This is a genomic window from Nocardia callitridis, assembly GCF_039543305.1.
Taxonomy (GTDB): Bacteria; Actinomycetota; Actinomycetes; order Mycobacteriales; family Mycobacteriaceae; genus Nocardia; species Nocardia callitridis.
In genome coordinates this window covers 1,964,382-1,984,614 of the sequence record NZ_BAABJM010000001.1, presented here as the reverse complement: position 1 = coordinate 1,984,614, position 20,233 = coordinate 1,964,382, and the positions used below count along the sequence as shown (strand labels likewise).

Annotated in this window: 20 protein-coding genes; 9 read left to right on the top strand and 11 right to left on the bottom strand. The window is 65.8% G+C overall.

The annotated features are described in order from the left end of the window. Window positions 1–287: 287 nt before the first annotated feature. Entirely contained in the window at window positions 288–833 is a 546-nt protein-coding gene (locus ABEA50_RS08535) for a carboxymuconolactone decarboxylase family protein (protein WP_345494527.1), read from the top strand. 66 nt (window positions 834–899) lie between these two features. Here the strand turns inward: ABEA50_RS08535 and ABEA50_RS08530 are convergent, their stop codons facing one another. Next, complete coding sequence (locus ABEA50_RS08530) at window positions 900–1,715, bottom strand: TetR/AcrR family transcriptional regulator C-terminal domain-containing protein (RefSeq protein WP_345494526.1); 816 nt, start codon at window positions 1,713–1,715, stop codon at window positions 900–902. A gap of 107 nt (window positions 1,716–1,822) precedes the next feature. Between ABEA50_RS08530 and ABEA50_RS08525 the strand changes: the two genes are divergently transcribed. Further along, on the top strand, window positions 1,823–2,200 hold the full coding sequence (locus ABEA50_RS08525; protein ID WP_345494525.1) for a VOC family protein: 378 nt from the start codon (window positions 1,823–1,825) through the stop codon (window positions 2,198–2,200). 346 nt (window positions 2,201–2,546) lie between these two features. Here ABEA50_RS08525 and ABEA50_RS08520 read toward each other — a convergent pair whose 3' ends face one another. Further along, window positions 2,547–3,395, bottom strand: a complete 849-nt coding sequence (locus ABEA50_RS08520) for an SDR family oxidoreductase (protein ID WP_345494523.1) — start codon at window positions 3,393–3,395, stop codon at window positions 2,547–2,549. A 98-nt stretch (window positions 3,396–3,493) separates the two neighbouring features. Here ABEA50_RS08520 and ABEA50_RS08515 point away from each other — a divergent pair, with 98 nt between their 5' ends. After that, window positions 3,494–3,892: a winged helix-turn-helix transcriptional regulator gene (locus ABEA50_RS08515; protein ID WP_345494521.1), complete on the top strand. Its 399-nt coding sequence runs from the start codon at window positions 3,494–3,496 to the stop codon at window positions 3,890–3,892. A gap of 375 nt (window positions 3,893–4,267) precedes the next feature. Beyond that, window positions 4,268–4,684 (top strand): PPOX class F420-dependent oxidoreductase, encoded by a 417-nt coding sequence (locus ABEA50_RS08510; protein ID WP_345494519.1) that lies wholly within the window; start codon window positions 4,268–4,270, stop codon window positions 4,682–4,684. 352 nt (window positions 4,685–5,036) lie between these two features. On the opposite strand, the gene ABEA50_RS08505 is transcribed toward ABEA50_RS08510, so the two are convergent. Next, complete coding sequence (locus ABEA50_RS08505; protein ID WP_345494518.1) at window positions 5,037–5,753, bottom strand: polysaccharide deacetylase family protein; 717 nt, start codon at window positions 5,751–5,753, stop codon at window positions 5,037–5,039. 377 nt (window positions 5,754–6,130) lie between these two features. After that, a complete protein-coding gene (gene lpdA / locus ABEA50_RS08500) occupies window positions 6,131–7,534 on the bottom strand; it encodes a dihydrolipoyl dehydrogenase (RefSeq protein WP_345494516.1) in 1,404 nt (467 codons plus the stop codon). A gap of 233 nt (window positions 7,535–7,767) precedes the next feature. On the opposite strand from lpdA, the gene ABEA50_RS08495 reads away from it, so the two are divergent. The 3 genes from ABEA50_RS08495 to ABEA50_RS08485 all read left to right on the top strand — a co-directional run bounded on the left by ABEA50_RS08495 (window position 7,768) and on the right by ABEA50_RS08485 (window position 10,527). Then, window positions 7,768–8,130, top strand: coding sequence for a hypothetical protein (locus tag ABEA50_RS08495; RefSeq protein WP_345494515.1), 363 nt, complete (start codon window positions 7,768–7,770; stop codon window positions 8,128–8,130). A 62-nt stretch (window positions 8,131–8,192) separates the two neighbouring features. Then, window positions 8,193–10,256 carry a prolyl oligopeptidase family serine peptidase gene (locus tag ABEA50_RS08490; RefSeq protein WP_345494514.1) on the top strand — a complete coding sequence of 688 codons (2,064 nt, stop codon included), beginning with the start codon at window positions 8,193–8,195 and terminating at the stop codon, window positions 10,254–10,256. Between the two features lie 118 nt (window positions 10,257–10,374). After that, a complete protein-coding gene (locus ABEA50_RS08485; RefSeq protein WP_345494513.1) occupies window positions 10,375–10,527 on the top strand; it encodes a hypothetical protein in 153 nt (50 codons plus the stop codon). Between the two features lie 8 nt (window positions 10,528–10,535). Here the strand turns inward: ABEA50_RS08485 and ABEA50_RS08480 are convergent, their stop codons facing one another. Next, on the bottom strand, window positions 10,536–11,393 hold the full coding sequence (locus ABEA50_RS08480) for an alpha/beta hydrolase family protein (RefSeq protein ID WP_345494511.1): 858 nt from the start codon (window positions 11,391–11,393) through the stop codon (window positions 10,536–10,538). 44 nt (window positions 11,394–11,437) lie between these two features. After that, the gene (locus tag ABEA50_RS08475) at window positions 11,438–12,076 is read right to left on the bottom strand and encodes a TetR/AcrR family transcriptional regulator (protein ID WP_345494510.1); all 639 of its coding nucleotides are present in this window, start codon (window positions 12,074–12,076) and stop codon (window positions 11,438–11,440) included. A 566-nt stretch (window positions 12,077–12,642) separates the two neighbouring features. On the opposite strand from ABEA50_RS08475, the gene ABEA50_RS08470 reads away from it, so the two are divergent. Continuing rightward, window positions 12,643–14,028, top strand: a complete 1,386-nt coding sequence (locus ABEA50_RS08470; RefSeq protein WP_345494509.1) for a PepSY-associated TM helix domain-containing protein — start codon at window positions 12,643–12,645, stop codon at window positions 14,026–14,028. Between the two features lie 90 nt (window positions 14,029–14,118). Here ABEA50_RS08470 and groL read toward each other — a convergent pair whose 3' ends face one another. Both groL and ABEA50_RS08460 read right to left on the bottom strand, forming a co-directional pair. After that, window positions 14,119–15,744, bottom strand: a complete 1,626-nt coding sequence (groL, locus tag ABEA50_RS08465) for a chaperonin GroEL (RefSeq protein ID WP_345494726.1) — start codon at window positions 15,742–15,744, stop codon at window positions 14,119–14,121. Window positions 15,745–16,011: 267 nt separating this feature from the next. Then, on the bottom strand, window positions 16,012–16,305 hold the full coding sequence (locus ABEA50_RS08460) for a hypothetical protein (protein WP_345494508.1): 294 nt from the start codon (window positions 16,303–16,305) through the stop codon (window positions 16,012–16,014). Between the two features lie 247 nt (window positions 16,306–16,552). Here ABEA50_RS08460 and ABEA50_RS08455 point away from each other — a divergent pair, with 247 nt between their 5' ends. Further along, window positions 16,553–17,230, top strand: coding sequence for a suppressor of fused domain protein (locus tag ABEA50_RS08455; RefSeq protein ID WP_345494506.1), 678 nt, complete (start codon window positions 16,553–16,555; stop codon window positions 17,228–17,230). A gap of 3 nt (window positions 17,231–17,233) precedes the next feature. Here ABEA50_RS08455 and ABEA50_RS08450 read toward each other — a convergent pair whose 3' ends face one another. The 3 genes from ABEA50_RS08450 to ABEA50_RS08440 form a co-directional block, all read right to left on the bottom strand. Further along, window positions 17,234–17,980 carry a Clp protease N-terminal domain-containing protein gene (locus ABEA50_RS08450; RefSeq protein WP_345494505.1) on the bottom strand — a complete coding sequence of 249 codons (747 nt, stop codon included), beginning with the start codon at window positions 17,978–17,980 and terminating at the stop codon, window positions 17,234–17,236. A 53-nt stretch (window positions 17,981–18,033) separates the two neighbouring features. Beyond that, window positions 18,034–19,149 carry an NAD(P)/FAD-dependent oxidoreductase gene (locus ABEA50_RS08445; protein ID WP_345494504.1) on the bottom strand — a complete coding sequence of 372 codons (1,116 nt, stop codon included), beginning with the start codon at window positions 19,147–19,149 and terminating at the stop codon, window positions 18,034–18,036. Between the two features lie 106 nt (window positions 19,150–19,255). After that, window positions 19,256–20,149 (bottom strand): RNA polymerase sigma-70 factor, encoded by an 894-nt coding sequence (locus ABEA50_RS08440; protein ID WP_345494503.1) that lies wholly within the window; start codon window positions 20,147–20,149, stop codon window positions 19,256–19,258. Between the last annotated feature and the right edge of the window lie 84 nt (window positions 20,150–20,233).

The following is a 20,233-nucleotide window of genomic DNA, read 5'->3' as shown; positions in this document are numbered from 1 at the left end:
CCGCCTCTCCACACCTTCGGGCCATCCAACACCGATGCCACCGACGAACTCCCGCACGAATGAGCCGAGCGCTCGGCGTTGTTTCTGGGCATCCCCATCGAGTAACCCATGTACTCCCGCTCGATGGTATCGAGGTAATCCCCCGCCCACAGCCCCCATTCGACGATCGCCCGCGCCATGGTCTCGACCAGCGAGCCACGCGCTCTACCGCCGGGTAGGCTCACGGCGCGCCTTCGGCATCGCGGCCGAGGCACGGCCATCCACCACGCGCAGGAGGCGAGCAGAGTATGGGAACAACCCCGCGACCACGTATTTCGCCGGGACGATTCCGGGAACTCGGCCCGGTCAACTGGCTTGCCTGGCAGGTACTTTCCAAGGCGGCCGGCACCGAGGACGCGCACCTGTTCAGCACCCTCGGCCGCACCGGCGGCCTGTTCCGCGGCTGGCTGCACTACTCCGGCAAACTCATGCCGGGCGGGCGCTTACGCAGACACGAATCCGAACTCGTCATCCTGCGCGTCGCCCATCTGCGCGAATGCGCCTACGAGACAGACCATCACATCCGCCTCGGCAAACGCGCCGGAGTGACCCCGGACATCCTCGAACAAATCCGCACCGGGCCCACCGCCCCCGGCTGGTCCGACAAACACCGCGCCCTCATCGCCGCCGTCGACCAACTCGTCACCACCCGCGACCTCGACGACGAAACCTGGTCCACCCTCGCCAACCACTACGACGAGCGTTCGTTGATCGAAATCGTCCTGCTGACAAACCAATACGACGGCCTCGCCAGCACGATCACCACATTGCGGATCGAGCGCGACGGGGTCTGAGCCGCACCGGGTCGGCGTCGTGCACCGCGAAGCACGTGCCCAGGAAGCTCGGCTTTCGCTTTCGCCTCAGCGCACAAGTGGTGTGAGCGCGGCGAGCACTCGGGCCAAACCGAACTCGTACGCGTACTCGGCGCTGTGCGCGCTTCCGTGTGCCGCGCCCGCGGCGGTGCCGACTCGCGCGGCGAGGGGGTAGCGGTCCGCGTCGAAAACTTGCGCGAGGAGCGGGCGCGCCTGATCCCACCACTGCTGGTCGGTCATGGTGCTGTCGGCGGCCGCGCGTTCGGTGTCTATGGCGATTCGGGCTACCGAGGTGACGAAGCCGAGGACGAAGGTGAGGGCAGCGTCCATGGTGATGTCGTCGAGGCCGAGGCCGTCGAATGCCTGTAGTTCGTGGTCGTATTTCGCGGCTTGGCCAGGGCCGAGTGGTGGGCGGGTGGTCGGAAGGTAAGCGACCCAGGGGTGTTCGGTCAGCAAAGTGCGGTTCTCGGCCGCTACTCGGGTGACCCGTTCTTGCCACGGTTGGCCGGTCAGGTCGGCGCGGTCCATCTCGGCGTAGACCTCATCGAGCATGAGGTCGATCAGTTCGGCTTTGCCCGGCACATAGGTGTAGGTCGCCATCGGGGTGAGGCCGAGTTCGCCCGCGACTCGGCGCATGGTGAGCGCGCCGATGCCCTCGGCGTCGGCGATAGCGATGGCCGCGCGGACTACCGCGTCGACGCTGCTGCGTTGTTTCGGTCCGCGTTGCTTCGGACCGTCACCCTTCGCGGGCCGATCCGCCACGCCACCCGGTGTACCCGAAGCTCTTGGTCGCCACAGCAATTCGAGTGTGCGCAGCGGATCGCCCGCACCGCTGCGGTCTTTCGACTGCTTCTGTCCCGCCACGTGTCCTCCTCGGCCCGATCGTATCGGGATGACCCGGCGACACATCGACAACAACACTGTACGTGATACAGTGTACATAGTACGGAGTTCAAGATCGAGGAGTGCCCATGCAAGCCACCGCCTTCGCCGTTTCCCTCAACGTCGCCGAACCCGCCGCTTCGGCGCGATTCCTGATCGAACACCTCGGCTTCACCGAACAGATGTCCGCCGACGGATTCGTCTCCCTCGTTCACGAAGGAGCCAGGGCCAATGTGATCTACCTACGCACCGGCCTGTCCAGCTTCAAACCGGCCAGCGCAGCGGGTAGCGCAGGCGACGGTCTACTCATCGTCCTGATCGTCGAGGACATCGACACCGAATACGCCAGGCTTCGCGACGCGGGCGTGCCGATCGTGACACCCATCGAAACCGAGGAATGGGGTGAGCGGTACTTCCAGATGAGCGATCCGAACGGAGTGATCATCCAGCTCGTACAGTGGGTGTGATCGCCTCGGCCACTACCGCAATTTCGATCAACGGAAAAGCGCGATCGTGCGGCCCGGTCGGATCGGCGCGGCACGAACCCGGGAACACCGACAGCCGAAGAAGGCGACAGGCTCGCAACGGCATCCGAGGTCGATGTGGATACGAGATCAGCCCGGGATATCTGGGACATCACCGCGACTCAGACCATCGGACAGCCCGATCGGCCCGAGGCCACGAGGACGAGCCGTTAGCCGGCGATGCACGGCGCGCGCCGCGACCTGGAGCGGCACGCGAGGATGCTCCGCTGCCACACCAGTGCGCGGCACCGACGATCGCGGGACCTGAACGCGATCGTCGGGCAATCGGTCAACCCAGTGCGGCGCGGATCGCGTCGGCGGCCGAGGTGGTGCGGCGGCCGATCAGTTTGTGGAGGTCACCGGCGCGCACGTCGAGCCAACCTGCCGCGGAACCGGCGTCCGCGTTGCTCGAGAATTCGGCGACGAACTCCGGTAAACCCGCCTGACGCAGTGCGGCGGCATAGTCCGGCTCGGACAGATTCTCGTAGCGGATCGGCTTACCCGAAGCCGCCGAAAACACCTGGGCCAGTTCGGCTAACGTCAGCGGCTCGTCGCCGCCGAGTTCGTAGACCCGCCCCTCGTGCCCCTCGGTGCTGAGCACGGTCGCCGCGGCGAGCGCGTAGTCCCTGCGCGTGGCAGCGGCCACCCGGCCGTCACCGGCCGCGCCGTAGAGCACGCCCGATTCGGCGGCCTGCGTCAGCCGTGGGAGATAGTTCTCCCAGTACCAACCATTCCGCAACAGCACGGTGCCGAGCGAGGACTCGGCGAGCACCTCTTCGGTGGCGCGGTGCTCGCGCGCGAGGATCATCGGGTTGTGCGTCGCGTCCGGGATGCTCGTGTAGGCGAGCAGTTCGACCCCCGCGCGTTCGGCTGCTCGAATCACGTTGGTGTGCTGCGGAACTCGCGAACCGTTCTCGCTGCCGGAAATCAGCAACAGCTTGCGCACGCCGTCGAGCGCGCGTTCGAACCCCTCGGGGTCGTTGTAGTCGGCCTGTCTGATCTCCACCCCGCGCTCGGCCAGATCGCCACCCTTCGCCGGATCACGCACGAGCGCGACCGGCGCAATTCCCTGCTCCACCAATGCCAGCACGACGAGCCGACCCAACTGGCCACTCGCTCCGGTCACGGCAACGGTCATGACATACCTCCCAGGCTCACACAAATCAGAAGTGCTTACTATTAGTTAGTGCTAACCATTTGTACACCACTGCCGACCAGTTGGGTACTATCGAAAATATGAACGCCCAGCCCAGCTCGTCGGACGACCTCGACGATCCGACGCTGGAAGCCGACGTCTTCGCCAAGGCATGCACCTCGCGCCCCGTCCTCCAGAACGTCGCGGGCCGCTGGGGCACCCTGGCGCTGGTCGCACTCCGGGACGGTCCCTACCGTTTCAGCGCCCTACGCAGACGCGTCGACGGAATCAGTGAACGCATGCTCGCCCAAACGCTGCACGCCCTGGAACGCGACGGCATGGTGCACCGCGAAGTACACGAAACCATCCCACCGCGCGTCGAATACACCCTCACCGACCTGGGCGCCGAAATCGCCGATCACCTGGAGAACCTGGTCCAAGCCGTCGAAGCCAACATGCCGAAGGTGCGCGAGGCCCAAGCAGCCTACGATCGCCATTGACCACGGCCACCAGGAGCTCCACACGATATCCACCGGGTAGAAACCCGTTGGTACGAACTTTGTCGGCCCTCGACCCACACGCCCCCGGCGTTGTCTCCCATGAACCCCCGCTGAGCGAGGCCGCCAGGCGGTTACCGGCACTTCGACGATCGCGCCGCGCGGGGTGGACCAAGACCCTCGACCGAGCCGCCAAGCCAACGGGCCGAGGCACGCCAAGCCCAAGCAGCCGACCGATCACCGGGAGCTCCGCGCGAGGGCGGACGACCACGGATGACCTCCGCGTGGATGCGCCAGAAGTAGCACCGGGAGCGACCTGGTGACCCTGCTTCGAGTTGATCGAGAAGATGACGGCTTCGATCCTGGTTGAATCAGGGCATGGAACTCAGCACCGCAGTCGCCTTTGCCCGCGCGCACCGCTGGTCGGTGCTCACCACTATTCGTCGGGATGGTCGTCCGCAGTTGTCGAATGTGCTGCACGTGATCGGCGACGACGGGATCATTCGCGTCTCCATCACCGCCGACCGGGCGAAGTACCACAATTTGCGTCGCGTTCCGTGGGCCGCGGTCCACGTCAGCAGTGACGACTTCGCCGATTACACCGTGATCGAAGGCGAGGTGGAACTCACCCCGGTGGCGAGCGCACCCGACGACCCCGGCGTCGACGCCCTGGTCGACTACTACCGCGCCGGCGCGGGTGAGCACCCCGACTGGGCCGAATACCGCGCCGCCATGGTCGCCGACCGCCGCGTCCTCGCCGTCATCACCCCGACCTACGCCTACGGCAGGAGCTGACCCCACAGCGACCGCCCGCTTCGAACAATCCGCAGGCACCCGGCCGATAATGCTACCGGGCGAGGCAGTCGGACCCCTATGCAAGAAAAGAGCGAAACATATTGGCGGCCAAGGCTTTCGAGTCGACCAGACACCCAATCTCGTGCACCGGGCCGGAAAGGTCGGCCACACGCGAATTCGTGTAGCGACAGCCACCAATCCCTGGTCGACGACGTCACTTCCAGCGGACCCACCAAACGCTCGACACGAGCCCGACTCACCTACCCGGTCGACAACCCCACCGGGCCCGTCGGCTCACCTGCGAACGCCGGTACCGACACCGAATAGCGGCCAGGGCTTCTGGCGGCAGGAGTCAGTATCGATTGTGCGACAACAGTTCCGAGACTGTCACGAAACGGTAGCCCGCTTCGTGCAGTTCGCGGATGATCGGCGCGAGGGCGGCACGGGAGGGCGCACCGGAGGCGTACATCGCATGCAGCAGGATGATCGACCCCGGGCGTACCTCGGCGAGGGTATCGGCCACCAGCTGATCGGTGCCAGCGCCGGTGCCGGAATCGGGTTCGACATCCCAGGTGACACTTACCCGGTTGTGGTCGGACAGGTATTTGGGCAAGGCCCACAACTTCTTTCCGTACGGCGGTCGGAAGGTGACCGCACCTCGGTAGCCGGTCTGCGCGATCTCGGCATCGGTGCGTTCGATCTCCTCGCGCACCGTCCGGTCGGACACCGCGACCATTCTGCGGTGGTGGTAGGTGTGATTGCCGATCTCGTGGCCTGCCTCGGCGATCGCGCGACCCGCCTCGGGGTGCTCGTCGAGTTCGCCGCCGGTCAGATAGAAAGTAGCCGGAATCTGCTCCGCCGCAAGGACACTCAATATCTCGGTCGTGTGCTCGGTGGGACCGTCGTCCAGGGTGAGAGCCACGACCTTCTCGGCGGAATCGACGCGATCCACCAACCGCCCGGCCAACTGGAACGTCCGCGAATTCATCAACTGATACCCGCCGACCACCACCGCGAGCAGCACCACCACCACGAGCGCCCCACCGAGCAACCACCTCCGTCGTCGCATCGCGGTCACCGATCAGTCGAGAATCGAGCAGTTGACCGCACACTGTAACCGCGAACGCGCCGCCATCTGCGACCACCGCTCGCCGGACAGCCCCCGGTACCGATGCGGTCACATCGGCTCGGACACCACCCGAACCAACAACCCGCAGCTCGATTCTCGAACACCCCCGCCGCCGATACGGTCACCATCGGCATGACCCGAGCCGAGAACCACGCAGCGCGATTCCGACCGCCGACGACCACGGTCCTCAGTCGATCTTCGGACGAAAATCCTTGTCGCACACAGGTTCCACCCACGCATCGTGGATCGGAACGACGAAGGCGGTGGTGGATTCGCACTCCCGCGAACCACCACCGCCTCCTTCACGGAACGGTCGATCAGAAGTTGATCATGTGCCCGGCCAGGCCGTGGAACGCCTCCTGCAACGCCTCGCTAAGCGTGGGGTGGGTGTGCACATTGCGGGTGAGCTCGTTCACCGTGAGGTCCCACTTCTGCGCCAACGTGAGCTCCGGCAACAGCTCGGAGACATCGTGGCCGATCAGGTGGCCGCCGATGAGCTCACCGTAGGTGTTGTCGGAGATCAGCTTCACGAAACCGGTGGGATCGCCCAGACCGTGCGCCTTGCCGTTGGCGGTGAGCGGGAAGGTCGCGACGTTCACGTCGTAACCTTCGTCGCGCGCCTGCTGTTCGGTGAGCCCGAAGCTGGCGACCTGCGGCTGGCAGAAGGTGGCACGCGGTTGCATGCGGTAATCACCCAGGGTCACCGTCGGCGCACCGGCGATGGTCTCGGCCGCCACCACAGCCTGCGCCTCGGCGACGTGCGCGAGTTGCAGCTTCGCGGTGACATCACCGATGGCGTAGATGCCATTGACGTTGGTGCGCATGTTGTCGTCGATCGCGATGGCACCGCGATCGGTGAGCGCGACACCGGTGTTCTCCAAGCCGAAACCTTCCACGCGGGGAGCGAAACCAACGGCCTGCAACACCTTGTCGACGGTGACGGTCTCCACCGAGCCGGACTTGTTGTCCTTGATCGAGACGGTGACCTTCGCCCCGTCGTCGTCGATGGACTGCACGGCCGCACCGGTGCTGATGGTGATACCGAGCTTCTTGTAGGACTTGGTGATCTCCTTGGAGACGTCCGCGTCTTCGTTGGGCAGCGCGCGATCCAGGAACTCCACGATGCGCACATCGACGCCGTAGTTCTTCAGAACGTAGGCGAACTCCATGCCGATCGCGCCCGCGCCGACGATGAGGATCGAGCCGGGCAGATCGCGAGTGAGGATCTGCTCCTCGTAGGTCACCACATTGGCGCTGAGCTGGGTGCCCGGCAGCAGCTTGGTGGTGGTGCCCGTCGCGATGATCGCGTTGTCGAAGGTGAGGGACTCGGTCCCACCCTTGGACAATTCGACCGACAGCGCGTTCGGCCCGGTAAAGGTGCCCTTACCGTCGAACTCGTCGATCTTGTTCTTCTTCATCAAGAAGTGGACGCCCTTGACCCGGCCGTCGGCGACCTTGCGGCTGCGGTCGTAAGCCGCGCCGAAATCGAAGGTCACGTCACCGGAGATGCCGAATGTCTTGGCCTCCTTGGTGAAGATGTGGGCCAGCTCGGCGTTGCGCAGCAGCGCCTTGGAGGGGATGCAGCCGACGTTCAGGCACACCCCACCCCAATACTTCTGCTCGACGATCGCGGTTCGGAGGCCTAACTGTGCCGCACGGATGGCGGCGACGTAACCGCCTGGACCGGCACCGAGAACGACAACGTCGTAATGGGAAGTCACAACCCGAGCCTAGCCGCGCCCGCGTCCGCCGCCCACCGCCTCCCCCGAACTCGAGCGATTTGCCACACCGCACCGGTGCTTCCGTGCCACGGGTGGGAAGCAACACCCCGCAAATCGGGGCAGCGCACGAATGGGAACCACACCGAACTGTGCGATACGGTCTGGCACGCACGGCCGCCGAAGCAGTCGATGGGCCGTCCTCGAAACCTTCATCGCCACAACAGGAGAACTTCGTGCGTATCGTCAAGGACCGCTTGCTGACGCCGTCGTTGCGCAGGATCACCGCCCTCGCCGTCGCGCTGACCATCGCCACGGTCGCCGCGGCCGGTTCGGCGTACGCGGACGAGCCGAAGCCCGCCGAGCCCGGCCAGTCCGAGCAACAGAAGTCCGAACCGGGACAACCGGACTTCCAGCAACCCGACGAATTCCTCACCGTCGACGTCAACCTGCTCGGCTGCTCGTTCGGCGCCGGACTCGGTGCCGACCTGCTGTTGGCGATGGGCGCGGGCGGCGGGTCGAGCACCAACGTCAACTCAGGACTGGTGACGCGGCTCAAGCTGGCGGGCTGCCTGCCCTGGGAATGGGGCAACAACTGAACCTCGGTGGGCGGCCCGCGCCCCATCCGCCCACCGCACGGCCCTTCAGCGACAATGTGGGCATGAGTGGCGTCGAGCAGAACGTGAACGATCCCTACCTCTGGCTCGAGGAAGTGACCAGCGACCGCGCATTGGCCTGGGCGCGCGAACACAACGAGGTCGTCATCGACCGGTTCGCCTCCTCCGACCGGTTCAGCGTGCTCGAGCATCGCATCCTCGACATGCTCGATACCGACACCAAGATCGCGTATCCGGGTCGGCGCGGGCCCTGGCTCTACAACTTCTGGCGCGACGCCGCGCACCCGCGCGGCCTGTGGCGGCGCACCACTTTCACCGAATACGCCGGGCAGAACCCGGAGTGGGATGTGCTGCTCGATCTGGACGAGCTCGCCGCCGCCGAGGCGGAGAACTGGGTGTGGGGCGGCGCGGGGGTGCTGCGGCCCACACAGTCGCGCGCGCTGATCAGCCTGTCGCGCGGTGGCGCCGACGCCAAGGTGGTGCGCGAATTCGACCTGACGACAAGAACATTTCTGGAGCCCGCCGACGGCGGCTTCTCCCTGCCCGAAGCGAAGTCGCAGATCAGCTGGATCGATATCGACACCGTCTATGTGGGAACCGATTTCGGCCCGGGCTCGCTCACCGACTCCGGTTATGCGCGCATCGCCAAGCGTTGGCGGCGCGGCACACCACTGGAAGAGGCCGTGACGGTCTTCGAGGGGGCGGCCAGCGACATCTCGGTCTCCGCGGCATATGACCGAACCCCCGGCTACGAACGGCATTTCGTCGGCCGAGCCACCGACTTCTACAACGAGGAGGCGTATCTGATCGGTGAGGACGGGCAGCTGAGACTGCTCGACCTGCCGACGGACGCCGGGGTCTCCTGGTACAAAGACCACCTGCTCGTGCGGCTGAAGTCCCCGTGGCAGGTGGGCGATCACCACTACCGGTCGGGCACCCTGCTTGCCGGGAACTTCCCCGAGTTCCTTTCCGGCACAGTCGCCTTCGAGGAGATCTTCACACCGAGTGCCGATACCGCGCTACACGGGTACGGCTGGACCGAAAACCACCTGCTGCTGATCACCCTCGAGAACGTGCAGACCAGGCTCTACGTGCTCACACCCGGCGCCGACGGCTGGCAGACCGAACCACTCGCCGACACCCCGCCGATGGCCACCACCGGGGCGATGAACCTCGACCCGCTCGAGGGTGGCGACGAATTCATGCTCACCACAAGCGGTTTCACCACACCCACCACCTTGCTCAGCACATCGGTCGGCGGCAGCACCGAGGTATTGCGACAGGAACCCGATTTCTTCGACACCGAGGGCATCGAGACCGAGCAATACTTCGCCACCTCCGAGGACGGAACCAGGATCCCGTACTTCGTGATCCGTCACCGCGACCGCAAGGCGATCCCTGGCCCGACCGTGATGTCCGGCTACGGCGGCTTCGAGATCTCCCGCACCCCCGCCTACAGCGGCGCGTCGGGGATGGGGTGGCTCGAACGCGGCGGCACCTGGGTGATGACCAATATCCGGGGCGGCGGCGAATACGGGCCGCACTGGCACACCTCGGTGCAGAAAGCCAACCGGTACAAGGTGTATGAGGATTTCGCGGCGATCGCCACCGATCTCGTCACCCGAGGGATCACCACCCCCGAACAGTTGGGTGCCGTCGGCGGCAGCAATGGCGGACTACTGATGGGCGTGATGCTCACCCGCTACCCGCAACTGTTCGGCGCCATCGTCTGTCAGGTTCCACTGCTGGACATGCGGCGCTACCACCTCTTGCTGGCGGGTGCGTCCTGGGTCGCCGAGTACGGCGACCCCGACAAGCCGCAGGAGTGGGAATACCTCGGCAAGTACTCCCCGTACCAGAACACCCGCACCGATCTCACCTACCCGCCGATCCTGCTCACCACCTCCACCCGCGACGATCGAGTGCACCCCGGCCATGCCCGAAAGATGGCCGCACTCTTGGAATCTCAGGGCCGCGAGTTCTGGTACCACGAGAACATCGAGGGCGGCCACGGCGGCGCGGCCGACAACAAACAGTCGGCCTTCCAGGCGACCCTGATCTACGAGTTCTTCACCCAGATGCTGATCGAGCGCCCCGAAACCACCTGATTTCGCCGAGTCGGCGGCACACCCTCGGCCGCCGACTCGCTTCCTTCCGCTTTCGTCCGCGCCGCATCTTGCCCGATGTCTGCGCGAGTACGTCATCGGTCATATCCTCAGCCACGCCGTGGCCTCGGTCGCTCGCAGCCGCAAGCCGAAACCCGGCGCTGTCGAATACAACTCGTTGGCCGCCGCAGACGATGCGGCGGCGGGAGCCGACCATTTCGAAACCGGCCTCGACGCGGTGCTCGACGGATTCGCCCACCACTCCGACAGCTGACCCGCCGGTTACCGATCGCGCAACCACTTCTCGATCCGGTCGATGGTGCTCACGTTCTGTCGGATCCAGCCGTTGTGCCCCAACGGTTGCGGCTGGTGCCACGTGGTGACGTCGGCCTTCGGCAATTTCGCCAACAGATGCGCCGCCGCGCCCGCGGGGGACAGATCGTCGCCGGTCATCGTGATCGAGAGCACCGGCAGCTTCAGGCGGCCGATCCGCTCCTCGTAGTCGATATCGGCGCCGACCGGGACGAAGCGGCCGGTGCGCGCCAGGCGCGCCCAATCCGACATCAGCACGCGAGATTGGCGACCGAATCCCATCGAGACCCGGTCACCCGGCCAGACACCGGCGAGGTTCGCGGTGAGCGAGACGGCGGCGGTGCCCAGCAGCATGCCGGGGCCCGAAAGCCCGCGGAAGCCGCGGTGATACGGCGTTCCCGAGGCGAGCAGCACCAGTCCGCCGAGCCGGCCGCGCACCCGCGCCGCGTACAGCACGCCGAGTTGGCCGCCCATGCTGTGGCCGACCAGGTACGGCGTGCTCTGCGGAAACCGGTCACGCACCGCACCGAAGATCGCGGGAAAGTCGACCGATACCAGCTCGTGGTAGCCGAAGGTGCTCGCCAAGCTCGGTTTCGGCCTGCTGTCACCGTTGCCACGCAGTTCCCCGATCGCCACGTCGAAACCGCGCTCGGCCAGGCCGGTCGCGAATGGTTCGTAATAGCCACCGGGGACACCGAGTCCCGGCACGATCACCAGCACCGGGCGCGGCATATCCGGGGTGACCGGATGCCGATGCGCACCTTCGGCCGGGATCAGCCGCACCGGAACGGTGCTTCCGTCCGGCATCTGGATCGGGACTGTCTGCATGGGCGAAAACGCTACCGCGTCGACCCCGCCATCGCCCGGTACCGCTAGGCCTGAACGGCGCCGACGATTACCCTGCTCAGCACCCGAATCACGTCATCGAGCGCGGGCCGCGGCTCCGCACCACTCCACGAATCGACCACGTAATTGACCGCCCCGATGATGGCCAAGGAGCGCATCTCGTAGTCGCCGGTGGGGATCGCACCACGAAGAGCGGCGTTCTCCGCTGCCCCGGCGAGCACCGAACCCCACACCCTGCGCAGTTCCAGCCGGAACTTCTCCACCTTGAGGGTGGCGCCGACCACCTCGACGAGGGCAACCCTCGCCTTACGCGGATCCGAACCGATGGACTCGACGTAGGCACGCACGGCCACGTTGATGACCTCGAGCGGACCCGCACCGGTCTTGGCTGTCACGGCAAGCGCTTTCTCGACCGTCTCGCGCGACTCGCGATCTATCTGTTCGTAGAGTTCCAATAGCAGCGATTCGCGACCGGTGAACTCCTCGTAGAACTGTCGCGAGGACAGCCCGGCATCCTTACAGATGGCGCCGACCGAACTATTGGCGTATCCGTCGCGGGCAAAGACCGTCAGGCCGGATTCCAGAAAACGCGCACGCCGCTGACGTTGCCGGTCCTCGACGGGTTGCCCGGCATACATTCGACCCGTATTCGCATCCTGTGACATTGAACCAGACAATACAGAAGCCCTGGACCGGCCCGACAAGTATCCACCCTTTCGCTATTTTGCAGGCAGCCGCCAGAAGTTCGCCAGATGTTTACAACTGATCGGCAACTCGATTCACTACTAACCGGTAATAAAAACTGGTACCATTTTTCTTGATCGTTCAACCTCGACCAATGGCCGATAATTAAGACAACCGGCCATACGCGTACTTATTTTATAATTGTTACTGGATGTTTGCTGAGTCGGCAATAGGTCGGATCTCCACCGATACTCCAGTTTTAGCGGATATCAATAGATTTTAATTCGCTAACCAAGCAGACCGAGCATCCCGATGCTGCGAGCCTGGTTTCGCCGACTATCGGCTACGGCCAGTGAATTTCCGTAACGCAATCGGGCTTTCGCAATTTCGCGAACTAGTGCCGCATACCGTAACCGGCCGACACCAACAGAGTCGGCGAAACCGCCGCGCCCGTTACTCGCCACCCGCGCACATCCCCCCGCGGCTCCCCCGACCGGAGAACACCATCGGGTCGCGAAAACCCACCTCGCCAAGTTAGCCTATCCTAATGAGTGATCTGGATGTGAGTGCGCCGAGCACCCCGCGGCCGGAGAAACCGCAGGACCGGTCGGAGCAAACACCGCGCACGTGGCGCGACCGATTGCGTGGCGGCCAACCTCCCGCCCGGCGCCGAAACACCGCGACGCCCACCCACCCACGCGGACGCGCACGTCGACGCGGTCGCAAGCCGGTGCGCCGCGCGCTCATCGTCGCGCACCGCTGGTCTTCGCTGATCCTGGGACTCGTCCTGGTCGTGGAATGCACCACGGGCGTCGTCCTGCTCTACCACGCCGAAATCTTCCGGGCTCAGCACTCCGCCTTCTACCAGCACACCGACACCGCGCCGGTGATCAGCACCGAGCAAGCCGTCGAATTGGTACGCGCGAGCGACCCCGCGTTCGACATCGGCTGGGTCGGCACCGACGGCGGCATCATCGCCGTCGGAGACAAGGCCTATGCCTCGGCCTACAGCATCGACCCCGGCACCGGCAGGATCAACGAGCGCGTCGATCTCGTCGAAGGGCCGCTGGGCTGGCTGGTGAACCTGCACGACTGCGCCTTCGGCTGCCTGTCCTCCCCGGGCGCCGTCCCCGCGCTGCACGAAACGGTCCCGCTGCTCGACCTCACCTGGTCGGCACTGATTCTCGGTGTCCTCGGACTGCTACTCGTCGTGCTGGCCGTGACCGGCGCGATCATCTGGTGGCCGTCATTGAAACGCTGGAAGCACGGGTTCCGGGTGCGCCGGCGCAAAGGCCGATTCGCGCGAGACTTCGACCTGCACAACGTCATCGGGATCATCAGCGTCCCCTTCCTACTGATGTGGGGCGTCACCGGCGCGGCGATCGAAATGCCCTTCGTCGAGAAGGCATGGCTCGCCACAACCGGTGGCGACACCGAACTCGCACCCGCACAAGACATCTACACCCCACGCCCGAGCGCCGAGGGCAGCAGACAGATCTCCGTCACCGAAGCCACCGACAGCGCGTTGCGCGCCAAGCCTGGCCGCCTCGCCTACCTGATGCTGCCGACACCGGCGACGCCGTACTACGTCGCCTCGGTCGCCGGCGACTACGCACCCTACGGTGAGCGCGCCTTCTACAGCGGTGATGTCTCGGTCTACGTCAACGCCGCCGACGCCACCGACACCAAGGTCGTCGACAAGTCACACGACCGTCCGCTCGCGAATACCTTCTACGACAAGGTCTTCGAACCCGCGCATTTCGGCTGGCTGGTCAACGACTGGTGGCGGATCGTGTGGGCGATCCTGGGCCTGAGCCCGCTCGCGCTGATGGTCACCGGACTGTCCACCTGGTTCTTCAAGCGACGCACCCGACGAAACGCCAACGCCGCCAAGGCGAAACAGCGTCAACCCGCCATCGACCGAGACGCCTGAGACGCCTGAGACGCCACCGAAAGCCCGAAAGCCGACCCGCCTGCTGGCGGATCGGCTTTCGGTTCGAACAGTGTTGCGCAGAGGCAGGACTCAGAAGTCCATGCCGCCCATGCCACCGGTCGGATCGCCGGCGGGAGCGGCGTTCTTCTCCGGCTTGTCGGCGACAACGGCCTCGGTGGTGAGGAACAGAGCCGCGATCGACGCCGCGTTCTGCAGCGCGGAGCGGGTGACCTTCACCGGGTCGGCGACACCGGCGCCGAGCAGGTCCTCGTACGCGCCGGAATCGGCGTTGAGGCCGTGGCCCGCGGGAAGGTTGGACACCTTCTCCGCGACAACGCCCGGCTCGAGGCCGGCGTTGAAGGCGATCTGCTTCAGCGGAGCCGACAGCGCGAACTTCACGATGTTGGAACCGGTCGCCTCGTCACCGGAGAGGCCAAGGCCTTCCAGCGCGGGAGCGGCCTGCAGCAGCGCCACGCCACCGCCGGCGACGATGCCCTCTTCGACGGCGGCCTTCGCGTTGCGAACGGCGTCTTCGATGCGGTGCTTGCGCTCCTTGAGCTCGACCTCGGTGGCCGCGCCCGCCTTGATCACCGCGACACCGCCGGCCAGCTTGGCCAGGCGCTCCTGCAGCTTCTCACGGTCGTAGTCGGAGTCCGAGTTCTCGATCTCGCTACGGATCTGCGCGACCCGGCCCTTGATGGCCTCCGCGTCGCCCGCACCCTCGACGATGGTGGTCTCGTCCTTGGTGACGACAACCTTGCGCGCGGTGCCGAGCAGCTCGATGCCGGCGGTCTCCAAGGAGAGGCCGACCTCTTCGCTGATGACCTCGCCACCGGTGAGGATGGCGATGTCGGCGAGCTGCGCCTTGCGACGGTCACCGAAGCCGGGCGCCTTGACGGCGACGGACTTGAAGGTGCCGCGGATCTTGTTCACGACCAGGGTCGAGAGGGCTTCGCCCTCGACGTCCTCGGCGATGATCAGCAGCGGCTTGCCGGCCTGGATGATCTTCTCCAGCAGCGGAAGCAGATCCTTGACGGTCGAGATCTTCGAGCCGACCAGCAGCAGGTACGGGTCTTCGAGGACCGCTTCCTGACGCTCGGGGTCGGTGACGAAGTAACCCGAGATGTAGCCCTTGTCGAAGCGCATACCCTCGGTGAGCTCCAGCGACAGCCCGAAGGTCTGCGCCTCCTCGACCGTGATGACGCCTTCCTTGCCGACCTTGTCCATGGCCTCGGCGATGAGCTCACCGATGGACGCGTCGCCCGCCGAGATACCCGCGGTAGCAGCGATCTGCTCCTTGGTGTCGATCTCCTTGGCGGTCTTCAGCAGGCTGTCGGTGACGGCCGCGACGGCCTTCTCGATGCCGCGCTTGAGGCCGAGCGGGTTGGCGCCGGCCGCGACGTTACGCAGGCCCTCGCGCACGAGCGCCTGGGCGAGCACGGTGGCGGTGGTGGTGCCGTCGCCCGCGACGTCGTCGGTCTTCTTGGCGACCTCTTTGACCAGCTCGGCGCCGATCTTCTCGTACGGGTCCTCCAGCTCGATCTCCTTGGCGATGGAAACACCATCGTTGGTGATCGTGGGGGCGCCCCACTTCTTCTCCAGGACAACGTTGCGACCCTTGGGGCCCAGCGTCACCTTGACCGCGTCGGCGAGGGCGTTGAGGCCCCGCTCGAGGCCGCGGCGAGCCTCTTCGTCATACGCAATTGTCTTGGCCATGGCGTTGTTGAGATCCTCCATGTTTATGGCTGACACGCAGGACGTCCGGTTGGGCCGCCCCAGTTACGCTGGCCAGGTTCGGTGCCCGCGACGGACGACCGAGGGTGTCGATGGAACCCGATCTCACCGTCCCGACCTGGCACTCACAGGTCGGGAGTGCCAATGCCATTTCTAGCACTCGGGTGTGGTGAGTGCAAGGTCTCCCGAACGAACGCGCGCCGCGACGACACCGCACCGAACCCAGGTGGCGCCCACACGCCCCGAGGCTCACTTCAAATCATCCACCCGTAATACCAAGGCGACGAAGGCGTCGGTGCGTCGTTCCTCGGGAGTCCTCGGCTCGCCCTCCTCGACGGTGACGAGCTCAGCGTCATTGAGCAGCAACTCCGCCTCGACGCGCATCACCGCCCTGATGAACGGCGGCGCGACCTCCGGAGGCAGGTCGCCGTTCACGACGTAGCTGCCGTCGGGCTGGGACTCCGTGGACACAAAAGAAAGCGCGTGGAGCAGGTCCGCGCGCCGCTCCCCCGCGATCAGGTCGGAATCGGTGTCATCCGCCATTGCTATAGCTTAGCGGGCAAGATCGCCGAATCCGGCCGGTCAGTCGGACATCGCCGAATTCCGCTTCCCTCGGCGCACCGCCTCGCACCCCCCACGTCGGTACTGAGCAGGCGATTCACCGATTCCATCGACGGTAGGGAAGTCGGTGTGATTCGGCTCGCCCGCCTTCGCGTGGCGGCGGACGAGCCCGACGAGCAGGCACGTGACACCGCAGCGGCCACACGATGCGGCCACTTATGGTGGCGGAGTGAGTGAAGCACCGGGCTGGGCTGCCATCGATGGCGCGCTACGGCCGCTGTACGGCGATACCGAGCCGGTTCGTTGGGCGAACGACCAACCGTGGTCGGGCGGCGGCGATCCGCTCGACGGCGTCAGCGCCTATCCACGCCTCGACCCGGTCCCGCATTGGCACTACATCAGCTACGGCATGACCGAGCTGTATGAGAAGGAATGGGACAGCCAGGAGGTCTCCGGCTGGGGTTTCGAGTTCACCTTCCGCCTCCTGCGCGACCCCGGCGACACCGAACCGCCGCGGTGGCCGGTGACCTTCGCGCAGAATCTCGCGGGTTACGTCTTCCAGTCCGGCAAGGTGTTCGAGCCCGGCCAGGCGATCAAGGCGAACGGTCCGATCGCCGAGGGCCATCGGGACTCGGCGATACACGCGGTCTGCTTCACCGCCGATCCCGAACTCGGCACCATCGACACCCCACACGGGGGCGTCCGCTTCCTCCAGATCGTCGGACTCACGATGCCGGAGTACCGCACCGCGCGCGGGCGACGCGAGCGCGGACTGGAACTGTTGAACCGGCTGGCGCCGCAGTTGCCGCTGTTCGTCACCGATATTCGCCGTGGCCCACTGGTCCCCGAGCCGAAGCCCGAGGCCAGCTGGCCGCGATGGGGCGGAGGACTGCGCGGGCGCGGCTAGCGCTCACTCGGCCTGCTCGGCGGCTTCCGCCGCGGCGACAAGGGGTGCCAACAGCTCGATGAGCTGTTGTTCGACGGTCGCCTTGTCGAGGCCGAGGCCGGTCAACACGCCGTCGCCGTTCTCCTGTTCGAGCTGCGCGAGTAGGATGTGTTCGGTGCCGATGTAGTTGTGCCCCAGGCGAAGTGCCTCGCGGTAGGTCAGTTCGAGCACCTTCTTCGCGTCCGAACCGAAGGGGATGAGCGCGACCTGATCCACTTCCGGCGAAGCGGAGGGCAGCAGCGCCTCCGCCGCGCCGCGTACCGCCTCCAGCGTGACGTTGTTGGCGATAATCGCCTGCGCGGCAAGCGATTCGGACTGGGTCAGCAATCCGAGCACTAGGTGCGCTGTGCCGATCTCCTTGTTCTTCGCCCGTCGCGCTTGCTCCTGCGAGGCCACCACCACCGCCCTGGCGCGCGGCGTGAATTTGGCGAACCCCGCGCTCGGATTCATCTGCTCGGGATCGCCAGGGCCCTTGGGCACGAACCGCTTCTGCGCGGCCTGCTTGGAGACGCCCATATTGGCGCCGATGTCGGTCCACGAGGCGCCCGTGCGGCGGGCCTGGTCCACGAAGTGGCCGATCAGGTGGTCGGCCACTTCGCCGAGGTGGTCACCGGCGACTACCGCGTCGGACAGTTGCTCGAGGACATTGTCGGGTCGGGCTTTCTTGATGGCGTCGATCAGATCGTCGAGCCGAACATTCGGTGCAGTCATGCCGTCAACTGTAGGTTGACGATACGCAATCGTCAACCATTGGTTGACGATCTTCAGACTCGCACCGACCGGCCAGCGCCGAGCACCACCTGCTCCTTCAACCACCCCGCCGCTCGGCCCGTCACCGCGAACCGCCCCGGCGAATCATCAGCGTGCAGCGCCTGGATCACCCCGTCCTTGCGGCCGAGACTCACGCACTGTGCGACGAAGCGAAACTTCAGCTCCGGCAATGGTTTTCCCCGCAACTGCGCGATGACGACATCCGCGGCGTACTTGCCGGTGGGCAGGGCCGTCGCGCATGCCATCCGCAACCGCTTGCCATCGGACCCCACCACGACCGCACTGTCACCGACCGCGAACACCTCGGGATGCGACACCGAACGCAACGTCGCATCGGTCACGACCCGCCCCGACGCGTCCACCTCGAACCCCGAGCGCGCGGCGAGATCGGGCACACCGAAACCCGCGGTCCACACCGTCGCATCCGCCTCGATCAGCCGCCCGTCGGCCAGCCGCACCCCCGCCGAGGTCACCTCGATCACCTTGACCTGCGCATAGGTTTCGACCCCGAGCCGGGCCAGCGTTCGACCGACATGCGCGCACCCGCGCGGTGACAACCACGCGCCCGCCTCCTCCGAACCCAGCAACAGCACGCGCGTATTCGGCTGCGATTCCCCGAGTTCCGCGGCCAGCTCGATCCCGGTGGACCCGTTGCCGACAATCGCGACGGTCTTACCGTCGAGCGCATCGGCGCACACGATGGCCTCGGCGTCCTCGGGGGTCGAGACCGAGTACGCGTGCTCGCTCACCCCGGCAACACTGTGCTGACTGTTGCCACTACCGAGGGCATAGATCAGGGTGTCGTAACCGACCGACTCCCGGTCGCCCGCGCCCACCGGGTCGAGCAACACCCGCCTTCCCTCGGTGTCGATCTCGGTGGCGCGGGCCTGGATGAACTCGATTCCCTTGCGCCCCAACTCCGCTGCGAGATCCCATGCGGGAATGTCCTGACCCGCGGCACGTTGGTGCAGTCGAACCCGTTCGACGAAACGCGTCCGGGTATCGACGACGGTGATCCGTGCCCCGCGCGCCTTGCGTACGAGCCTGCGCGCCGAAGACAACCCGCCGTACCCCGCGCCGAGGACGACGATCCGATGCTGTTCGCTCATGATGTGGCTCCTTTTCGATGGCCTACATCACCCAAGACCGGACACCGCGCGGATTCCTGACACACTTCGAGCGTGAACCAGCTCACACCGGCTCGACCTGCGGTTATTACCGCGACGAAGGCCCGGCGAGCTCGGTGTAGCGCGCCAGCTTCTCCGGGTTGACCAGCAGCCGAAGCGCGCCGATACCGTCGGCACCCAGTTCGATACCGACGATGAGCACCACCCCGCCCCGCACCCGCACCACGGCCGCCGGCTCGCCGTTGACCTCTTCCACCGCCATCTTCATCTCCGGTACCGCCCAGCGCAGCAAACCGGCCAGGTACCGCGCCACATGCTCGGCACCGACCACCGGACGCCGTGCCGCATTCACCACACCGCCGCCATCGGCCGTCGCGACAACCTCGGCGGCGAGCATCCTGCGCAACCCCTCGACGTCACCGTCACGCGCGGCACCGAGGAAACGCTCGACCAACTCGCGCGCGTCCTCGGGTGGAATCTCGAAGCGCACCTTGTCTTCTCGCACATGCATCCGGGCACGGCGGAAGATCTGCTGCGAGTTGACCTCGGTCACCGACAGCATGTCGGCGATCTCGCGATGGGCGTACCCGAACGCCTCGCGCAACACGAATACCGCACGCTCCACCGGGGTCAGCCGCTCCAACGCGGTCAACAAGGCCAGCGAAACCTGTTCGCGCTCTTCGACCGTCTCCAAGGGGCCGAGTTCGCCACCCGCGGTGGGCATCGGTTCGGGCAGCCACGGCCCGACGTAGCTTTCTCTGCGCACACGCGCCGAAACAAGTTCGCTACGACAGAGATTCACCAACGCCGTAGTCAACCACGCCTCGACGGAACGAATCTCGGCCCGATCTGTGCCATCCCAGCGCAGATACGTCTCCTGCACAACGTCTTCGGCCTCGCTCGCCGAGCCGAGCATGCGGTAGGCCAACGCGAACAGCCGGGGTCGATGTGCGAGGAACTCGTGCAGACCGTCCTGCTCCATCGTCACCCTCCTGTGCCGATCCGAGTGCCGAGCTTCGGAACGATGAAGCGCTCGCGCACACGAATGATTGCTGTCTCGGCAGAC